This is a genomic window from Amycolatopsis sp. ATCC 39116, assembly GCF_000231075.2.
Classification (GTDB): domain Bacteria; phylum Actinomycetota; class Actinomycetes; order Mycobacteriales; family Pseudonocardiaceae; genus Amycolatopsis_E; species Amycolatopsis_E tucumanensis.
Genome location: NZ_AFWY03000024.1, coordinates 45,089 through 62,971, shown reverse-complemented (window position 1 = coordinate 62,971; position 17,883 = coordinate 45,089). Strand labels below are relative to the sequence as shown.

15 protein-coding genes are annotated in these 17,883 nt (G+C 72.4%); 9 read left to right on the top strand and 6 right to left on the bottom strand.

Annotated features, from left to right (window positions below; genetic code table 11):
* The first annotated feature begins 87 nt into the window (after positions 1 to 87).
* Both AMY39116_RS0323370 and AMY39116_RS0323365 read left to right on the top strand, forming a co-directional pair.
* Positions 88 to 1,350, top strand: coding sequence for a PspC domain-containing protein (locus AMY39116_RS0323370; protein ID WP_020420053.1), 1,263 nt, complete (start codon positions 88 to 90; stop codon positions 1,348 to 1,350).
* On the top strand, positions 1,343 to 1,582 hold the full coding sequence (locus AMY39116_RS0323365) for a hypothetical protein (protein WP_020420052.1): 240 nt from the start codon (positions 1,343 to 1,345) through the stop codon (positions 1,580 to 1,582). Before AMY39116_RS0323370 ends, AMY39116_RS0323365 begins: the two co-directional genes overlap by 8 nt.
* Before the next feature lie 55 nt (positions 1,583 to 1,637).
* On the opposite strand, the gene AMY39116_RS44770 is transcribed toward AMY39116_RS0323365, so the two are convergent.
* Positions 1,638 to 2,261 (bottom strand): GIDE domain-containing protein, encoded by a 624-nt coding sequence (locus AMY39116_RS44770; RefSeq protein WP_084506145.1) that lies wholly within the window; start codon positions 2,259 to 2,261, stop codon positions 1,638 to 1,640.
* 7 nt (positions 2,262 to 2,268) lie between these two features.
* Positions 2,269 to 3,828 carry a glutamine-hydrolyzing GMP synthase gene (guaA, locus tag AMY39116_RS0323355; RefSeq protein WP_020420050.1) on the bottom strand — a complete coding sequence of 520 codons (1,560 nt, stop codon included), beginning with the start codon at positions 3,826 to 3,828 and terminating at the stop codon, positions 2,269 to 2,271.
* 305 nt (positions 3,829 to 4,133) lie between these two features.
* On the opposite strand from guaA, the gene AMY39116_RS0323350 reads away from it, so the two are divergent.
* A complete protein-coding gene (locus AMY39116_RS0323350) occupies positions 4,134 to 4,523 on the top strand; it encodes a hypothetical protein (RefSeq protein ID WP_020420049.1) in 390 nt (129 codons plus the stop codon).
* 79 nt (positions 4,524 to 4,602) lie between these two features.
* The gene (locus AMY39116_RS0323345; protein WP_020420048.1) at positions 4,603 to 6,048 is read left to right on the top strand and encodes an aldehyde dehydrogenase family protein; all 1,446 of its coding nucleotides are present in this window, start codon (positions 4,603 to 4,605) and stop codon (positions 6,046 to 6,048) included.
* Here AMY39116_RS0323345 and AMY39116_RS0323340 read toward each other — a convergent pair.
* A complete protein-coding gene (locus AMY39116_RS0323340; protein ID WP_027936170.1) occupies positions 6,020 to 7,753 on the bottom strand; it encodes an FAD-dependent oxidoreductase in 1,734 nt (577 codons plus the stop codon). The two genes, AMY39116_RS0323345 and AMY39116_RS0323340, sit on opposite strands and share 29 nt — an antisense overlap.
* Before the next feature lie 143 nt (positions 7,754 to 7,896).
* Between AMY39116_RS0323340 and AMY39116_RS0323335 the strand changes: the two genes are divergently transcribed.
* The 3 genes from AMY39116_RS0323335 to AMY39116_RS0323325 are packed head-to-tail and all read left to right on the top strand — an operon-like array spanning position 7,897 to position 12,850.
* Positions 7,897 to 10,509 carry a haloacid dehalogenase gene (locus AMY39116_RS0323335; RefSeq protein WP_027936169.1) on the top strand — a complete coding sequence of 871 codons (2,613 nt, stop codon included), beginning with the start codon at positions 7,897 to 7,899 and terminating at the stop codon, positions 10,507 to 10,509.
* The gene (locus tag AMY39116_RS0323330) at positions 10,506 to 11,501 is read left to right on the top strand and encodes a class I SAM-dependent methyltransferase (RefSeq protein WP_020420045.1); all 996 of its coding nucleotides are present in this window, start codon (positions 10,506 to 10,508) and stop codon (positions 11,499 to 11,501) included. Before AMY39116_RS0323335 ends, AMY39116_RS0323330 begins: the two co-directional genes overlap by 4 nt.
* The gene (locus AMY39116_RS0323325; RefSeq protein ID WP_020420044.1) at positions 11,498 to 12,850 is read left to right on the top strand and encodes a hypothetical protein; all 1,353 of its coding nucleotides are present in this window, start codon (positions 11,498 to 11,500) and stop codon (positions 12,848 to 12,850) included. The genes AMY39116_RS0323330 and AMY39116_RS0323325 overlap by 4 nt, the downstream gene beginning before the upstream one ends.
* A gap of 1 nt (position 12,851) precedes the next feature.
* Here the strand turns inward: AMY39116_RS0323325 and AMY39116_RS0323320 are convergent, their stop codons facing one another.
* Positions 12,852 to 13,169 carry a helix-turn-helix transcriptional regulator gene (locus tag AMY39116_RS0323320; protein WP_020420043.1) on the bottom strand — a complete coding sequence of 106 codons (318 nt, stop codon included), beginning with the start codon at positions 13,167 to 13,169 and terminating at the stop codon, positions 12,852 to 12,854.
* Positions 13,170 to 13,283: 114 nt separating this feature from the next.
* Between AMY39116_RS0323320 and AMY39116_RS0323315 the strand changes: the two genes are divergently transcribed.
* Positions 13,284 to 14,039 (top strand): hypothetical protein, encoded by a 756-nt coding sequence (locus AMY39116_RS0323315; protein WP_020420042.1) that lies wholly within the window; start codon positions 13,284 to 13,286, stop codon positions 14,037 to 14,039.
* Between the two features lie 474 nt (positions 14,040 to 14,513).
* On the opposite strand, the gene AMY39116_RS0323310 is transcribed toward AMY39116_RS0323315, so the two are convergent.
* Positions 14,514 to 15,647: a GuaB3 family IMP dehydrogenase-related protein gene (locus AMY39116_RS0323310; RefSeq protein WP_020420041.1), complete on the bottom strand. Its 1,134-nt coding sequence runs from the start codon at positions 15,645 to 15,647 to the stop codon at positions 14,514 to 14,516.
* A 75-nt stretch (positions 15,648 to 15,722) separates the two neighbouring features.
* Positions 15,723 to 17,225: an IMP dehydrogenase gene (gene guaB / locus AMY39116_RS0323305; protein WP_020420040.1), complete on the bottom strand. Its 1,503-nt coding sequence runs from the start codon at positions 17,223 to 17,225 to the stop codon at positions 15,723 to 15,725.
* A 173-nt stretch (positions 17,226 to 17,398) separates the two neighbouring features.
* On the opposite strand from guaB, the gene AMY39116_RS0323300 reads away from it, so the two are divergent.
* Positions 17,399 to 17,788: a DUF5319 domain-containing protein gene (locus AMY39116_RS0323300; protein WP_017986689.1), complete on the top strand. Its 390-nt coding sequence runs from the start codon at positions 17,399 to 17,401 to the stop codon at positions 17,786 to 17,788.
* The last annotated feature ends 95 nt before the right edge of the window (positions 17,789 to 17,883 follow it).

Sequence of the window (17,883 nt, the reverse complement as noted above, 5' to 3'; positions counted from 1 at the left end):
ACCACGATTCATCGGGGAAAACCCCGGGGATCGCGGCCGTCGCAAACTCAGGGTCGTTCCCCGATGTGCGCGCGGGGCCGCTGCCGCATGCTGGGCACCATGAACGACACGGCAGAGGCTCCGAAACCGCAAGGCCTGGGCGGTTTCGAGGAGACCGTGAAGGACTTCTGGGCCAGCCGGCCGCGCCGTCCCGCCAAGGGCGGCAAGATCGGCGGCGTCGCGGCGGCCATCGGCAACCGGTACGGCATCGACCCGGTGATCGTGCGGGTGGCGTTCGTGACGGCGACCGTGTTCGGCGGCGTCGGCGCTTCGCTGTACCTGCTGTGCTGGCTGCTGTTCCCGGCCGAGGGTGACGAGGTGTCGCCCATCGAGTCGCTGTTCGGGCAGGGCCGCAGCTCGATGTCCAAGCACATGACGATCGTGCTGGCCATCCTGTTCTTCCCGCTGTCCAGCTGGGCGTTCGCCGGCGGCTGGTTCGACGGGGGCGGCATCATCGGCGCGGCGATGATGGTCACCGCGCTGTACCTGCTGCACCGCGGCCGCGGGCACGTCAACCGGCCGGTGCCGGTGACCCGCGTGGCCACCGAGGTCGGACCCGCCGCGTTCTCGATGAGCGCGCCGGGCACCACCGAGCGGGCCGAGTCCGGGTGGGACCCGCTTGGCGCGGACCCGATGGCATGGGACCTGCCGGACCCGGTTCCGCCTCCGGCCCCGGCCCCGCCGCCACCGCCGCGCGCGCCGCGGCGGACGAGCAAGATCGGTGTCGCGACCTTCGGCATCGCGCTGCTGGTCGCCGGGATCGGCGCGGCCATCGGTTCGTCCGGTGAGGCGTGGTTCTCGCCGCAGCACGTCATCGGGCTGGTGCTCGGGGTGCTGGGCGTCGGGATGGTGGCCGGTGCGTTCGCCGGTGGCGGCCGCAAGCTGGCCGTGCTGGCGGTGCCGCTGTCGATCGCGGGCGTCGCGCTCACCACGGTCCCCGTCGCCGACTACTCCGGCGGGCTGGGCGACCTGCGGGCCACGCCGACGAGCGCGGCCGAGGTGCTGCCGAGCTACCAGCGCACGGCCGGGACGATGGACCTGGACCTGACCAGGCTGCCCGCGGACGTGCCGGTGACGACCGAGGTGCACCTCGGCGCGGGCGACACGACGATCCGCGTGCCGGCGACGGCGGACGTCACGTACTCCTGCGAGTCGCAGGCCGGTGACGTGAGCTGCTTCGGCCGCGAGACCAACGGGGTCGGGATCGCCCCGATCACCGGGGTGGACTACGGGATCGACGGTCCGGGCGGGCTGCAGCTGACGCTGAAGGCCGACCAGGGCGTCGGGAGCTTGGAGGTGCGCCGTGGCTGAGAACCCCTACGCCCACGACACGGAGACGCCGGCGCCGCCGGAGCGGCGGCGCGGGGTGGACGTCGTCACGCTGATCCTCGGCATCGCGACGCTGCTGGTGTCGGCCTACGTCCTGTCCGACGGCGCCTCGTGGCTGCCCTCCTTCGACCTGAAGTGGGTGCTCGCAGGCGGCGCGGTGCTCGTCGGGGTGCTGATGCTGGGCGCGTCGATGCGGGGAGGCCGGCGGGACTGACGCCGGGAGTTGCCAGGCCAGAGGGAGCCGCGGAGGTGTCCGCGGCTCCCTTTTTTCAGGCCATGATCCAGAATTCGGTCACGATCAGGGCGAGGCCGACCAGGACCAGCGCGCAGGCGGCGGCTCCGAGCAGGCGGTGGCGACGGCCCCGGCCCGCACGCAGCTCGCCCTCCGGTTTCGCGGCGATGATGAAATCGCTGCCGTCCTCCGGCTTCCCGATGACCAGCGAGCCAGTCACGTCACGCGCTTCACCGAGGACGTAGAGCCAGGTGCCGGGCCGGACGATCCACTCCTCGTAGTGGAAGCCGAGGGTGCCCCGGCCCCGCGGCCACTGGAGGCCGAGGAACTCGACCGTCTCGGCCCGGAAATCGGTCTGGTAGGAATCGACCGGCTTTTCCACGGCCTCCGGCCGGGCGCCGTCCGCGACCAGCTCGATCGGGCGGCGCTGCGGATCGACGAGCACGAAGCTCGACGGCGCCTGCCCTTCGGCAACCGTTTCCCGCCCTCGGGTCGCGGCCGCGGAACCATCCGCCGCATCTGCTCCAGTTGCGCGACCGTGAGGGTGGGCGTGGCGGTCATGGCCCGGATCTGCGCGCCCGCCTTGCGCGCGCGGCGGAACAGGAACACCGCCACGACGATCAACGCGATGCCGGCCAGCGACACGCCGCCCCCAGGTCAGTCCCGGATCACTCCCACTCGATGGTGCCCGGCGGCTTGCTGGTCACGTCCAGCACGACCCGGTTGACCTCGGCGACCTCGTTGGTGATGCGGGTGGAGATGCGCTCCAGCACGTCGTAGGGCAGGCGGGTCCAGTCGGCCGTCATGGCGTCCTCGCTGGACACCGGGCGCAGCACCACGGGGTGGCCGTAGGTGCGGCCGTCGCCCTGGACGCCGACGCTGCGGACGTCCGCGAGCAGCACCACCGGGCACTGCCAGATGTCGCGGTCCAGGCCGGCCGCGGTCAGCTCCTCGCGGGCGATCGCGTCGGCGGCGCGCAGCGTCTCCAGCCGGTCCGCGGTGACCTCGCCGATGATCCGGATGCCGAGGCCGGGGCCGGGGAACGGCTGCCGGTGCACGATCGTCTCCGGCAGGCCGAGTTCCAGCCCGACGCGGCGGACCTCGTCCTTGAACAGCAGCCGCAGCGGCTCGACCAGCTCGAACTGCAGGTCGTCCGGCAGGCCGCCGACGTTGTGGTGGCTCTTGATGTTGGCCGCGCCGGTGCCGCCGCCGGACTCGACGACGTCCGGGTACAGGGTGCCCTGGACGAGGAAGCGGTAGTCGCCCTGCGCCTTGAGGTCGCGCTCGGCCTGCTCGAACACGCGGATGAACTCGCGGCCGATGATCTTGCGCTTCTGCTCCGGGTCGGTGACGCCGGCCAGGGCGCCGAGGAAGCGCTCGCGGGCGTCGACGGTCACCAGGTTCACCCCGGTGGCGGCGACGAAGTCGCGCTCGACCTGGGCGCGTTCGCCGCGGCGCAGCAGGCCGTGGTCGACGAAGACGCAGGTGAGCCGGTCGCCGATGGCGCGCTGGACCAGCGCGGCGGCGACGGCGGAGTCGACCCCGCCGGACAGGCCGCAGATCGCGCGGCCGTCCTCGCCGATCTGCTCGCGGATGCGGGCGATCTGCTCCTCGACGATCGAGGCGGTGGTCCACTGCGGTTTGATGCCCGCGATGTCGTGCAGGAAGCGGCGCAGGACCTCCTGGCCGTGCGGCGAGTGCAGGACCTCGGGGTGGTACTGGACGCCGGCGATGCGGTCGTCGACGTTCTCGTAGGCGGCGACCGGGGCGCCCTCGGAGGTCGCGGTGACCTTCGCGCCGGCCGGCGGCTTGGTGACGCTGTCGCCGTGGCTCATCCACACCTGGTGCCGTTCGGGCAGCTCGCGGTGCAGGATGCCGCCGTCGGCCGGGATGTGCACCTCGGTGCGGCCGTACTCGCGGTTGCCGGTGGCCTCGACGGTGCCGCCGAGCGCCTGGGCGAGGACCTGGAAGCCGTAGCAGATGCCGAAGATCGGGACGCCGGACTTGGCGAGCTCGGGGTCCATGCCCGGCGCGTCCGGCGAGTAGGCGCTGGCGGGGCCGCCGGACAGGACGATCGCCGAGGGGTTCTTCGCGAGGATCTCGTCGCGCGTGGCGGTGTGCGGCACCACCTCGGAGTAGACCTGCGCCTCGCGGACACGGCGGGCGATCAGCTGCGCGTACTGCGCGCCGAAGTCGACGACGAGCACCGGACCGCTCGGATTGGACACCGGACCTCCATCAGGACGACGTGTGTCTTCCATCGTCCCAGGTGGGCTGGGTCACGTGCGCCCGGGGACGTGGTAACGACGAAGGCCCCGGACGCGTGGCCCGGGGCCTGTCTGACGTGTGGGTGGCCGGCACGGCGGTCGCCTCTCGGCGAAAGGTCCGAACAGGGCTCCGGCTCGCACCGGTGTTCCCTGACGGCGATATAGGTGAGGCCCGGGGGACACGGACCGCACCGACCAACTCGTACAACAGGGGTGGTGCGCCGCGTATTCCGTAACGCACCGCTCGCCGCACACGATCGTGGGGCGTGGCCGACCCCGCCGAGAGTGACCTCCGGTCCGTCCTGCGCGGGTGCCTGGGTGGGCTGGCCTGGGGGACGCTGCACATCGCCCTCGGGATCGCCTGGCTCCTGGCGAGCGAACAGGCCGTGGGCTGGTACCTCACCGCCTGCGGCGCCGACCACCTCGAACCCTCAGCGGGGATGGGCCTCCTGATCATCATGGTTCCGAAGCTGATCCTGTTCGCTGGCTACTCCGCCGCGGCCTGCTCGATCCTCGTGTGGGTCACCCGGCGATGGACGTCCCGAAGCCTCGCCCTGGTGGCCGCCCTCGCCGGGGCGGCCGTGCTCACCTGGGGCTTCTGGCTCTGGGAGATCAACTGGGTCGTCCGGCCCAGCCTGGAGAACCCGTCCTGCTGAGATCACCCGATCGGGGCGATGCTCGCGGCGCGCGTGGAACGTGAAACCACCTTTCGTGCGGCGCTCTAAGTTTGTCGGCATGGACACCATCACGCCGGAACCGCGGCCGGCTTGGATCGCCGGCCGGGCGGAGCAGGGGACGGCCACCCTGGACGTGCACCACCCCTTCGACGGCAGCGACGTGGCGACCGTCGCCGTGCCGGGGCCGGATCAGGTCGAGCGTGCGGTGGCCGCCGCGGTCGCCGTCGCGCCTGCGCTTCGCCGGACACCGGCCCACGTCCGGGCCGCCGCCCTCGATCACACCTCCAGGCAACTCGCCGCGCGCGCCGAGGAGCTCGCCGAACTCATCACCGCCGAGAACGGCAAACCCCTGAAGTGGGCGGAAGCCGAAGTGCGCCGCGCGGTCTCGGTCTTCCGCATCGCCGCCGAGGAGGCCCGCCGCTTCTCCGGCGACCTCCAGCGCCTGGACACCGACGCCGCGGGCGAGAACCGCCTCGCCATGGTCCGCCGCGTGCCCCGCGGCCCGGTCCTCGGCATCGCGCCGTTCAACTTCCCGCTCAACCTCGTCGCCCACAAGGTCGCCCCCGCGCTGGCCGTCGGCGCGCCGATCATCGTCAAGCCCGCCCCGCGCACCCCGCTGTCCGCGCTGGTCCTCGGCGAGATCCTGGCCGAGACCGACCTCCCGGAGGGCGCGTTCTCGGTCCTCCCGCTCGGCAACGAGGACACCGCGAAACTGGTCGCCGACCCGCGCCTGCCGGTCGTGTCGTTCACCGGCTCCGGCCCGGTCGGCTGGTCCCTGGCCGACGCCGCGCCACGCAAGCACGTCGTCCTGGAGCTGGGCGGCAACGCGGCCGCGGTCGTGCTCGGCGACTGGACGGACCTGACCGGCGCAGCGCAGCGCATCGCGACCTTCGGCAACTACCAGGCCGGCCAGTCGTGCATCGCGGTGCAGCGCGTCATCGTCGAGCGCTCGGTGGCCGACGAGTTCATCCCCGCGCTCGCCGAAGCCATCGCCGCGCAGCGGACCGGCGATCCGTACGACTCCACCGTGGACGTCGGCCCGGTCGTCGACGAGGCGGCCGCGGAGCGGATCGTCGCCTGGGTCGACGAGGCCGTCGCCGCGGGCGCGAAGCTGCTGGCAGGCGGCTCGCGCCAGGGCGCGACCGTCGAACCGACGCTGCTCACCAGCGTGCCCGCGGAGACGAAGGCGTGGTCCGAGGAGATCTTCGGCCCGGTTCTCGCCGTGTCCGTGGTCGAGAACGCCGACGAGGCCTTCGCCGCGGTCAACGCCTCCGCCTACGGGCTGCAGGCCGGCGTCTTCACCCGCGACGTCCGCCTCGCGTTCCGCGCCTCCGCCGAGCTCGAGGTCGGCGGCGTGATCATCGGCGACGTGCCGTCCTACCGCGCGGACCAGATGCCCTACGGCGGTGTGAAGGGCTCCGGGGTGGGCCGCGAAGGCGTGCTCGCCGCCATGCACGACCTCACCGAGGAGCGGGTCACCGTGTTCGCCGGGATCGACCTGTAGACACCAGCGGCAGTCGGAGGGCGGCCGGCGCGTCGGCCGGGACCGCCGGGTTCTTCGGCGGGACCGGCTTGATCCGCCGGTAGCCCTTCGACTGCTCCGGCCGCTTGTCGGCCTCACCCTTGTTGGGCCAGAACGAAAACGCCCGCTCGGCCTGGGCGGTGATGGTCAGCGACGGGTTCACGCCCAGGTTCGCCGTGATCGCCGTGCCGTCCACGATGGACAGTCCGGGGTAGCCGAACACGCGGTGGTACGGGTCGATCACGCCGTCCTCGGCGCTGGTGCCGATCGGCGCGCCGCCGATGAAGTGCGCGGTGAGCGGGATGTCGAACACCTCGCCCCAGGTGCCGCCCGCGGTGCCGTCGATGTGCTTCGCGGTCAGCTCGTTGGCCTGGTGCCCGGCCGGGATGAACGTCGGGTTCGGCTCGCCGTGCCCCTGCTTGGACGTGTACTTGCGCCGCCCGAACAGGCCCCGCCTGGTGTAGGTGGTGATCGAGTTGTCCAGGCTCTGCATCACCAGCAGGATCACGGTCCGCTCGCTCCACCGGTAGCCGTTGAGCAGCTTCGCGCTCTGCACCGGGTGCTTGACCAGGAACCGCACCGCCTGCAGCCAGCGCGGCGTCGGCACCGACCCGTCGGTCGCGATCGTCTGCAGCAGGCTCATCGCGTTGCTGCCCTTGCCGTAGCGCACCGGCTCGATGTGCGTCGACTCGTCCGGGTGGAACGACGATGTGATCGCCACGCCGCGGCTGAAGTCGCGCTCCGGGTCCACGGTGGGGCGGCCCGCGCCGATGATGGCCTCGGAGTTGGTGCGGGTCAGCTCGCCCAGCCGCGGCGACAGGCGGGGCAGCGTGCCCTGGTCGCGCATCTCGTGCAGCAGCCGTTGCGTGCCCCAGGTGCCCGCGGCGAGCACGACCTGGCCCGCGGTGAGCGTGGTGCGGAACCGCTTCGACCTGGTGCCGGTCTTGCGGACGTCGACCTCGAACGAGCCGTCCCCGCGCGGGCGGACCGCGGTGACCGTGGTGAGCGGGATGACCTGCGCGCCGCCCTGTTCGGCGAGGTAGAGGTAGTTCTTGACCAGCGTGTTCTTCGCGCCGACGCGGCAGCCGGTCATGCACGAGCCGCATTCGGTGCAGCCCGTCCGCTCCGGACCGGCCCCGCCGAAGTACGGGTCCGGCACGCGCTCGCCCGGCTTGTCGAAGAACACCCCGACCGGCGTCGGGTGGTAGCTGTCGGCGACGCCCATGTCGGCGGCGACCTTCTGGATGACCTCGTCCGACGGCGTGACGCTCGGGTTCGTGACCACCCCGAGCATCCGGCTCGCCTGGTCGTAGTACGGCGCGAGCTCGGACTCCCAGTCGGTGATGTGCGCCCACTGCTTGTCCTGGTAGAACGGCTTGAGCGGCCGGTACAGCGTGTTGGCGTACACCAGCGACCCGCCGCCGACACCCGCGCCGGCCAGGATCATCACGTCGCGGAGCAGGTGGATGCGCTGGATGCCGAAGCAGCCGAGCGCGGGCGCCCACAGGTAGCGCTTGAGATCCCAGGACGTCTTGGCGAACTCGTCGTCGGCGAACCGGCGGCCCGCCTCGACGACGGCCACCCGGTAGCCCTTTTCGGTCAGCCGGAGCGCGGCGACGCTGCCGCCGAACCCCGATCCGACCACGATGACGTCATAGTCAGCCGCATTGCTGTTACGCGTGGTCACAGGTAAAGCGTAACCACCACCACAGGGTTCTGACCAGTAGTAAGTTACCGATCAGTTCGGGCAACCTCTTCGCCGCGCGTAACGTATTTCCCCCATCGGAGTGATTATCGTTGTAAATCACATCACACATCTGGGGAGATGACTTGTCGTTGCCGCCTTCACTCGCCCGGGTCCGCCGGCTGATCACCGACGGCTCCTGCGCGGTGCTGTCGCTGGATGTCTTCGACACCATCCTGTGGCGGCGCACGCCCAGGCCCACCGACGTGTTCGCCGTGCTGGGGGCGCGGCTCGTGCGGGACGGCCGGTGCCCGGACTGGGTCACGCCCGCCGCGTTCCGGCGCATGCGGATCGTCGCCGAACAACGGGCGCGCCAGAGCGAGGAGGCACTGGGCACCGAGGTGTCGCTGTTCGACATCTGGCAGCACATGCCGCTGCGGATCTTCGGCGCCGAGCTGCCCGAGCTGGTCCGCGCCGAGGTGACCTGCGAGCGCGACTTCACGGTGCCCGACCTGGACATCGCCGAACTGGTCGAACTGGCCGCGAAGCACCACGTGCCGACCGTGCTGGTGTCGGACACCTACTTCACCGAGGAACACCTCGCCGAGCTGCTCGACCGGCCGGGACTGGGCGCGCTGCGCGAGGCCCGAATCTTCCGCTCGCACCAGCACGGGCTCGACAAGGCGTCCGGGCTGTGGGAGATCGTCCTGGACAACCTCGGCGTGCACCCCGAGCAGGTCGTGCACATCGGGGACAACGCGGTCGCCGACATCGAGGTGCCGCGGGAGCTGGGCGTCCGGACCGTCTACTACGAGCGGCTCGACGAGGAGTTCCTCGCGGTGCTGGAGCGGGAGCGCGAGCCGCTCGGCCTGGAGGACCCGCTCGGCGAGCACCTCGACACCGACCAGGGCGACTACGGCATCACCAGCCTGCGCGCGAAGACGCTCCAGCGGGTGGACCAGGCGGCCCAGACCCCGGTCCGCACGGCCTGGCGGTACGGCGCGTCGGTGCTCGGCCCCGTGCTGACCGGGTTCGCCGAGTGGGTCGCGTTGCGCGCCCACCAGTCCGGGATCCCGGTGCTGTGGTGCCCGATGCGCGAGGGCACCCTGCTCTCGACGCTGATCAACAACGCCGCGCAGGCCCGCGGCTGGAACGTCGAGGCACGGCCGGTCTGGCTGTCCCGGCACGTCACCTCGCTGGCCGCGCTCGACCCGGCCGACCCGGACTCGCTGCGGCAGTTCATCCAGCAGCGCCACGGCCTCACCGTCCGCCAGCTGATGCAGGCCCTGCACCTGCGCCCCGGTGACGTGCCGCCGCTGGCCGAGGCGCTGGACACGGTCCTGGACAACGACCGGGAGATCGACCTGGTCACCGACGTGCTCACCGAAACCGCCCACCTGCGCAACCGGCTGGCCGTCACGGTCACCCGCATCCGCGAGCGCGTGCTGGGCGAGCTGCGCCGGGCCGGGATGCTCGACGTGCCCGAGCCCGCGCTGGTCGACCTGGGCTGGGGCGGGACCATCCAGTACTACCTGGGCAGGCTGCTCGACGTGGCCGGCGCCGGCGTCCGCCCGGCCGGCTTCTACCTCGCCACTGACGACCGGTCGGTGCGCGTGTACCGGGCCGGGCTGCGCATCGAGAGCTACCTCAGCCAGGGCGGGCAGCCGCCCGAGATCGCCCGGACCATCAGCCGCAGCCCGGAGGTGCTGGAGCAGTCAATCAACGACTTCTGCGGCTCGCTGCTGGACTTCGCCGACGACGGCTCCCCCGTGCTCGGCCCGGCCTCCGACGGCGAGGCCCAGCTGGCGCAGCGGCGCGCGGTCCAGGACGGCATCCGCGAGTTCCAGGCCCAGTGGTACCGCTACGCCGACGGCGGCTGGCCGGACCTGACCGGCACCGCGCGGCACCGGCTGGCGAACATCCTGGTGTCCGCGCTGAAGGCGCCGACGGCCGCCGAAGCCGCGGTGTTCGGCAACTGGGCGCACGAGGACAACTTCGGGTCCGCGCTGATCACCCGGGTCGTGCCGGAGGACCTGCTGCCCGCGATCCCCTACCTCTCCCCCGCCGACCTGGCCGATCTGGAGATGCGCGACGCGTTCTGGCCCGCGCTGCTCGCGGCCTCGGACACCCGGCTGGCCGCGGGCGCCCGCGCGCTGGCGGAAAGACAGGTGGACGCGGACCTGTTCGAGCCGTCCGACGATCCGGCCGAGACCCGGCTGAGCTTCCGCACCGGCGACGGCGAATGGCACGACGGCCCGCGCCGCCGGGTGCGGATCAACCACAACGGGCTTTCGTTCGCACGCCTGGACTTCCGCTCCGCCGACGTCACCGACGTGGCTCTCGCGGTGCCGGGGCGGCCCGCGCTGGTGCGGATCGACTGGGTCGAGGTGAAGGCGATCGTGCCCGGCCAGAGCGTGCCGCGGGTCGAGCGCTGGGAACACCCCGCCGACTTCGCCGGGCTGATCCACGCCGCGTGCCGGTGGCTGGGCGGCACCCTGTTCGAGTTCGAGGCGGACGAGGGCGCGGTGTGGTTCCCGGTCGCCGCCCGCTTCGGCGCGCCGGTGACGTCCGGGCAGGTGACGATCGCCTTCGCGGTGCTGCCGAAGTCCCGGACCGGGCTCGGCGCCCACCCGCCGTCAGCGCCCCGGCTGACCCGGATGCGCAGCCGGGTGCGTGAGGAGATCCGCACGCACGGACCGGTCGGCCTGGCCACGTCGGCGGCGCGCATCGCCGTGCGGCAGCTGCGGAGCGGCAAGTGAACGACTACGGCACCCGCACCGACCCGCACGCCCAGGCACGCGCGGCCCGCCAGACGCCCCTGCTGCTGCACTCGCTGTCCTGCTTCCGGGAGGTCTTCGAGGTCGTCTACGCGCACCGCCCGATCTCCACGGTGGTCGAGGTCGGCGTCGAGTCCGGGCAGGTCAGCGGCATCTACACCGAACTCGGCGCCCGCGCGGTGTACTGCGTCGACCCGGCCCCGACCGAGTCGCTGCGCGCGGCGATCGCCGGGAACCCGGCGCTGCACCTGGTCGAGGAGCGCTCGCCGGACGTGCTGCCCGACCTCCCTGTCGCGGACCTCTACGTGCTGGACGGCGACCACAACTACGCGACCGTGCGCGCCGAGCTGGCCTGGGTGCGGGCGAACGCGCCGGACGCGGTCACGGTGCTGCACGACGTGCTGTGGCCGTGCTCGCGGCGGGACCAGTACTACCTGCCGTCCCGGCTGCGCCCCGAGGACCGGCATCCGTCCAGTTCGGAGGGTCCGACCGTGTGGCACGACGAGCTGACCCGAGCCGGTTTCGTCGGCCTCGGGGCGTTCACGTGCGCGCAGGAGGCGGGCGGTGAGCGCAACGGCGTGCTCACCGCGGTCGAGGACGCGCTGACCGAGGGCTGGCAGCTCGCGATCATCCCGGCGATCTTCGGCGTCGGCGTGGTGACCCGGGACGAGGCGCTGCTCGACGCGCTGCGGCCGTACCGCGACTCGCGGCTCCTCTACACCTTGGAGAACAACCGCATCGCCCTCTACACCCGGTTGCTGCAGCTGCAGTTCGACGCGGTGGCGCACGCGGAGAACGCGGACGCGATGGCGGAGACGATCGCCGGCCAGCGGCGTGAGCTCGACCGGCTCGCGACGGAGGCCGCGGACCTGCGTGCCGAGGCCGACGAGCTGCGCAGGCAGAACGAACGGCTGCGGGCGCAGCTCGACGAGCGTCCCGCGACGCTGGCCGACCGCGTCCTGCGACGCCAATGAACCGGACCCGCACCGCGACGGTCGCGGCGAGCGTGGCCTGGGTGCTGGCGGCGACCTGGCTGCAGCTCATGCGGGGGCCCGGGCTGCGTGCCTACGACGTGGTGTGGGCGGAGGACGGCGGTGTCTTCCTGAACCAGGCGATGCGGCATTCCTTGTGGCACAACCTGGTCACGCCGCACGCCGGGTACCTGCAGGTGGTCGCGAAGCTGGTGGTGGAGCCGGTCGCGGCGCTGCCGCTGGCGTGGGCGGCGGTCGCGCTGGCCACGGGAGCGGCGCTGGTGGTCGCGTCGATCTCGCTGCTGGTGTGGTTCCACAGTGGACGGATTCTGCGGTCGGCGTGGGCACGGGTGCTGGTGACGGCGATCGTGCCGCTGCTGCCGCAGGCCGGGTTCGAGGTGAACGCGGCGGTCAACGACCTGCACTGGTACCTGGCCTACGCGGCGTTCTGGGTGCTGCTCGCGCCACCGCGGTCGGTGGCCGGGCAGGTGGGTTCGGCCGCGGTGGTGGCGCTCGCGGCACTGTCCGATCCGCTGACCGCGCTCGTGCTGCCGGCCGCGATCGTCGGGATCGTGCGGGCGCCGCGACGGCTGCTCGCGTGCGTCGCACCCGCGGTGATGCTGGTGGCGCTGGCCGTGCAGGGCTGGGTGCACCTGACCCGCGCGGCCGGGTACCGGGCTAGCGAGACGGTGCTGGGCGAACTGCCGTCGATCTACGGGCTGCGGGTGCTGCTGAGCGCGCTGACCGGGGACCGGTTGCTGGGCCCGGTGTACCAGTGGGCCGGGCTGGTAATGGTCGCTGTCGTCGGTGCGGTGGCGGCGGTGGTGGCGGGTGTGCTGCTGTGCCGCGCCGACCGGGTGGCGCGGCAGGTCGCGGCGGTCGGTCTGGTGTGCTCGGTGGCGTACCTGGTGGTGCCGGTCGGGTTGCGCGGCACGGGCGGGTTCCTGGAGCGCGCGGAGTTCTCGCTGAATGGGTCGCGCTACACGATCGTGCCGCTGCTGCTGTTGTGGGTCGCGGTGGCGGCGCTGCTGGACCGGCTGCGGCCGCGGACGGTGGTCGGCGGGGCGGTCGCGGTGTTCCTCGGCGTGCAGGTGCTGAGCGACTGGGCGGCTCCGAGCGTGCGCACGGGCGGTCCGTCGTGGCGTGCTTCGGTGGCGGAGGCGCGGGCTGCCTGTGCGATGCCCGTCCGTCCCCCGCAGCCGGTGCCGCTGGTGGCCGAGGAGGACGGCCGCTACGCCGTGCCGATCGTCCCCGGCCCCGACGAGGTCACGATCGTCGTCGCGCCGGTGCCGCCGCCCGGCGAGCCGCTGCTGTTCGCGGTGGTGGCGCCGTGCGCGGAGTTGCGGGGCTGACTCACTCGGCGTTGGCGAGCACCGCGTCCACGAGGCCGGGGAACTTCTGCTCCAGCTCGGCGGTGCGCAGCGTGTTCATGCGCTGCCTGCCCTCGTCGTACTGGCGGATCAGGCCGCCCTTGCGCAGGGCCCGGAAGTGGTGGCTGAGCGTCGAAGCCGCGACCGGCAGGCCGAAGGTGCCGCAGGGGCGGTCGCCCTCGGCCTGGAGCAGGCGGATGATCGCCCGCCGGGTGGGGTCGGCGAGCGCGTGCAGCACGTCGTCGACGGTGATCTCGTCGAGCTCCGGGTGCGCGATGCCGGACCAGCGGCCGAGTGGCACGGTCTCGTCCTCCTGAAGGTGCTCTCAGCTCTCTTCGACACTTAACGAAGACTCTACTGCTCCGGAGGACTATTCGAGACACGTCGAAAACAGACAGACTGGGAGGAACCGATCATGCGTGCACGCCTGCTCACCGGACTGGCCGCCGCCGCCCTCGCGTTCACCATCGCGCCGGCCGCCGCTGCCGAAACCCACCCGCACCCCACGCCCTACGGCCCGCAGCGGCCGTACGAGCCTGACGTGGCCGGGCCGGTGAACATCGACGCCGGCACGGTGGTGTACGCCCCGGACGGCGGTTCGCGGTTCGGCGTGACCATCACGTTCGACGCCCAGCGCTCGACGACGACCGGCGTGGAGCCGGCCGCCCCGCGCGAGTTCGTGTTCCTGTTCGACCGGTCGGTGCGCTTCAGCCCGCACCTGTTCCCGACGTGCGACCGGTCGGTGATCGAGACCCAGGGCGCGGCGGCCTGCCCGGACGGCTCCCAGGTCGGCTCCGGGCGGGCGGAGTTCTACCGCGGCGGGGCGGGCGAGGTGCTGGTGTTCAACACGACGTTCGACCACGGCAGGCGTGGCGTGCTGATCCACATCCCGGTCAGCGGGGCCATCCTGGAGAACACGCTGGAGCGCGTGGTGGGCGACTACCGCGACGACTACGGCTGGGGGCTGAACGAGATCGTGCCGCCGAACGACACGCCGCCGCAGGACCGGCCGAGCACGTCGGCGTTCGCCGTGACGTTCGGCGCGGTCCACAACGGACACAGCTTCGTGCAGAGCTACGCGAAGCCGGGGTCCGAAGTGGCGGCGGGCGTGTGGAGCGAGTACGTGACCGGCCAGACGACGCTCGTGGAGGGCACGCTGACGCGACCCTGACCCGCGCCCGGTTCGCCGAGCCTTCCCAGCGGCAGCGGGCAGCGGCACGCGCGGGCCGAACCAGCGGCCGCACCGAGGCACCCGCAAACACCGCGACGCACAGCCTCAGGCGCACCGCGGAGAACCCGCTCCACCCCGCATGCAGTCCGAGGCCCGCGGTGTCTCCTCTGCCGCACCGGGCCGCGGCATGCGGGAGCCGAGCCGCCAGCAGCCGCACCGAGCTCCGGCGCGAAACGCCCGCGACGCGTGGTGCCAGGCCCGCGCCGAGGCGCACCCGCTCCATCCCGCATGCAGCCCCGCGGCCCGCCGAGCCTTCTCAGCCGCAGCGGGGCCGCGGCAGGCGGGCGCCGGACCAGCGAGCGTCAGCCACGCACCAAGAGCCCCACCCGGCTCCACCCCGCATGCAGCCCCGCCGCCCGCCGAGCCTTCTCAGCCGCAGCGGGGCCGCGGCAGGCGGGCGCCGAGCCAGCAGCGTCAGCCGCGGACCGAGAGGCCCACCCGCTGGAACTCCTTGAGGTCCGAGTAGCCCGTCTTGGCCATCGCCCTGCGGAGGGCTCCGAACAGGTTGATCGAACCCTCCGCGTCGGACGACGGGCCGAACAACAGCGTCTTCAGGTCCACCTCGATGTCCGGCCCGGCCGCGACCCGCGAGCGCGGCAGGTTCGGGTGCGCGGCCGCCGCGGTCCAGTACAGGCCGTGGCCGGGCGCCTCGGACGCCGCGGCCAGCGGGGCGCCCACCACCACGGCGTCGGCGCCGCACGCGATCGCCTTCGCGATGTCGCCCGAGCTGGTCATCCCGCCGTCCGCCAGCACGTGCACGTACCGGCCGCCGGTCTCGTCGAGGTAGTCGCGCCGGGCGGCCGCCGCGTCGATGATCGCCGTCGCCATCGGCACGCCGATGCCCAGCACGCGGTCGGTGCTCGTCACACCCGGGGTGTAGCCGTGGCCGACGATCACGCCCGCCGCGCCGGTGCGCATCAGGTGCATCGCGGTGCGGTAGTCGGACACGCCACCGGCGATCACCGGCACGTCCAGGCCACCGATGAAGTCCTTGAGGTCCAGCGGGTCGGCGTCGTCGTGGGCGACGTGCTCCGCGGAGATGATCGTGCCCTGCACGACCAGGATCTCGACCCCGGCCGCGATCAGGTGCGGCGTCAGCTCGGCCGCGCGCTGCGGGCTCACCCGCGCCGCGACCGTCACGCCCGACTCGCGCACCCGGCGGATCGCCTCGGTCAGCAGCTCCGGCTGCACCGGCGCGGAGTGCAGCTCCTGCAGGGTGCGGACCAGCGCGGTGCGGTCCTCGTCCTTCGCGGCGTCCACCACGCGGAGCAGCGCCTGCTCGGCGTTGGCGTGCCGGGCCCACAGGCCCTCGGCGTTCAGCACGCCCAGCCCGCCCAGCTTGCCGATCTCCACGGCCGTGTCCGGCGACACCACCGCGTCCGTCGGGTGGGTGACCAGCGGGATGTCGAACCGGTAGGCGTCGATCTGCCACGCGGTGGACACGATCGCCGACGACCGGGTCCGCCGGGACGGGACGATCTCCACGTCATCGAGGTCGTACGCCCGCCGCGCGGTGCGTCCCATGCCGATCTCGACCAGATCGCGCACGTCAGGTCCCTTCTCGCCGCCAGTAGTTGACGGCCCATTGTCGCTAGGCCATCGGTGTGACCCGCGCGCAGGGGGTCACCGAGAGGTGTAGTTGGGCGCCTCGACCGTCATCGTGACGTCGTGCGGGTGGCTCTCCTTGAGGCCCGCGGCGGTGATCCGCACCAGCTGCGCCTTCTGCAGCTGCTCGATCGTCTCCGCGCCCGCGTAGCCCATGCCCGAGCGCAGCCCGCCGACGAGCTGGTGCACGACGTTGGCCAGCGGCCCGCGGAACGCGATGCGGCCCTCGATGCCCTCCGGCACCAGCTTGTCCTCGCTCAGCACGTCGTCCTGCGAGTAGCGGTCCTTCGAGTACGACTTGCGCCCGTCCCGCGACTGCATCGCGCCCAGCGACCCCATGCCGCGGTAGGTCTTGAACTGCTTGCCGTTGACCAGGATCAGGTCGCCCGGCGACTCGGCGGTGCCTGCCAGCAGGCTGCCCAGCATCACGGTGGACGCGCCGGCCGTGATGGCCTTGGCGATGTCACCCGAGTACTGGATGCCGCCGTCGCCGATCACCGGCACACCGGCCGGGCGGCACGCCTTGTCGGCCTCGTAGATCGCGGAGATCTGCGGCACCCCGACGCCCGCGACGATGCGGGTGGTGCAGATCGACCCGGGGCCGACGCCCACCTTGACCGCGTCCGCGCCCGCGTCGACCAGCGCCTGCGCGCCGGCCCGGGTGGCGACGTTCCCGCCGACGACGTCGACGGTGTCGCCCAGCTCCTTCTTCAGCGTGGCGACCATGTCGATGACCGCGCGCGAGTGGCCGTGCGCGGTGTCGACCATCAGGACGTCCACACCCGCGTCGGCGAGCGCCATCGCGCGCTGGTGACCGGCCGCACCGACGCCGACCGCCGCGCCGACGACCAGGCGGCCGTCCGGGTCCTTGGTGGCGTGCGGGTACTGCTCGGTCTTGACGAAGTCCTTGACCGTGATCAGCCCGCGCAGCTTGCCCGCGCCGTCGACGATCGGCAGCTTCTCGATCTTGTGACGGCGGAGCAGGCCGAGCGCCGCGTCCGCGGTGACGCCGACCTGCGCGGTGATCAGGTTCTCCTTGGTCATCACCTCGCTGACCGGGCGGCTGTGGTCCAGCTCGAACCGCATGTCGCGGTTGGTGATGATGCCCACCAGCGTGCCGGAGGCGTCCGTGACCGGGAGGCCGGAGATGCGGAAGCGGGCGCACAGGGCGTCGACCTCGGCGAGCGTGTCGTCGGGCGAGCAGGTGACCGGGTCGGTGACCATGCCCGCCTCGGACCGCTTGACGACCTCGACCGCCGCGGCCTGCTCCTCGATCGGCAGGTTGCGGTGCAGGACGCCCATGCCGCCCTGGCGGGCCATGCTGATCGCCATGCGGGCCTCGGTGACGGTGTCCATCGCCGCGGAGACCAGCGGGATGCGCAGGGTGATGTTGCGGGACAGCCGGGTCGACGTGTCGACATTGCTGGGCACGACGTCCGACTCGGCCGGCAGCAGCAGCACGTCGTCGAAGGTCAACCCGAGCATCGCGAACTTGTCTTCCGGGGCGAACTCGCTCGTCATGGGGGTGGCTGACCTTCCTGGCAGTGGCGGGTGAACCTTCCGTCGATGGTATCTGGCCCCCGTCCCGGCGACCGCCGGACTGGGGCCAGACGTGACCGGGGAAACTCGCCCCTGTTTGGAGGGACTGAAAGGCCCTGGACAAGCAACCCGGTCGGGCAGGTACGGTGCGACGCGTGCCGCACGAAGTGTTGCCCCCCGACCCGTTCGCCGACGACCCGGACGACCCCGCCCGGGAGCTCGCCGGCATCGGGGACGACGAGCTGGCCGAACCGATGGACGCGCAGGCGCGCGCCGAGTTGCTGGCGGACCTGTCGGACCTCGCGGTCTACCAGGCGCTGCTGGAGCCCCGCGGAGTCCGCGGGATCGTGGTCGATTGCGGTGAGTGCGATCAACCGCACTTCCACGACTGGCACCTGCTGCGCGCGAGCCTCGAGCAGTTGCTCGCGGACGGGCGGATGCGCCCGCACGAGCCGGCCTTCGACCCCAACCCGGCTGACTACGTGAGCTGGGACTACTGCCGCGGTTTCGCGGACGGGATCACGACCACCGAAAGCGCCTACTGACTGTTCCCACGAGAAGGCCCGGCCGCGGGAGGCCGGGCCTTCGTCATGTCCTGGGCAGGATGCGGAAACGAAAGAAGACCCGGCCGCTCCCGCCC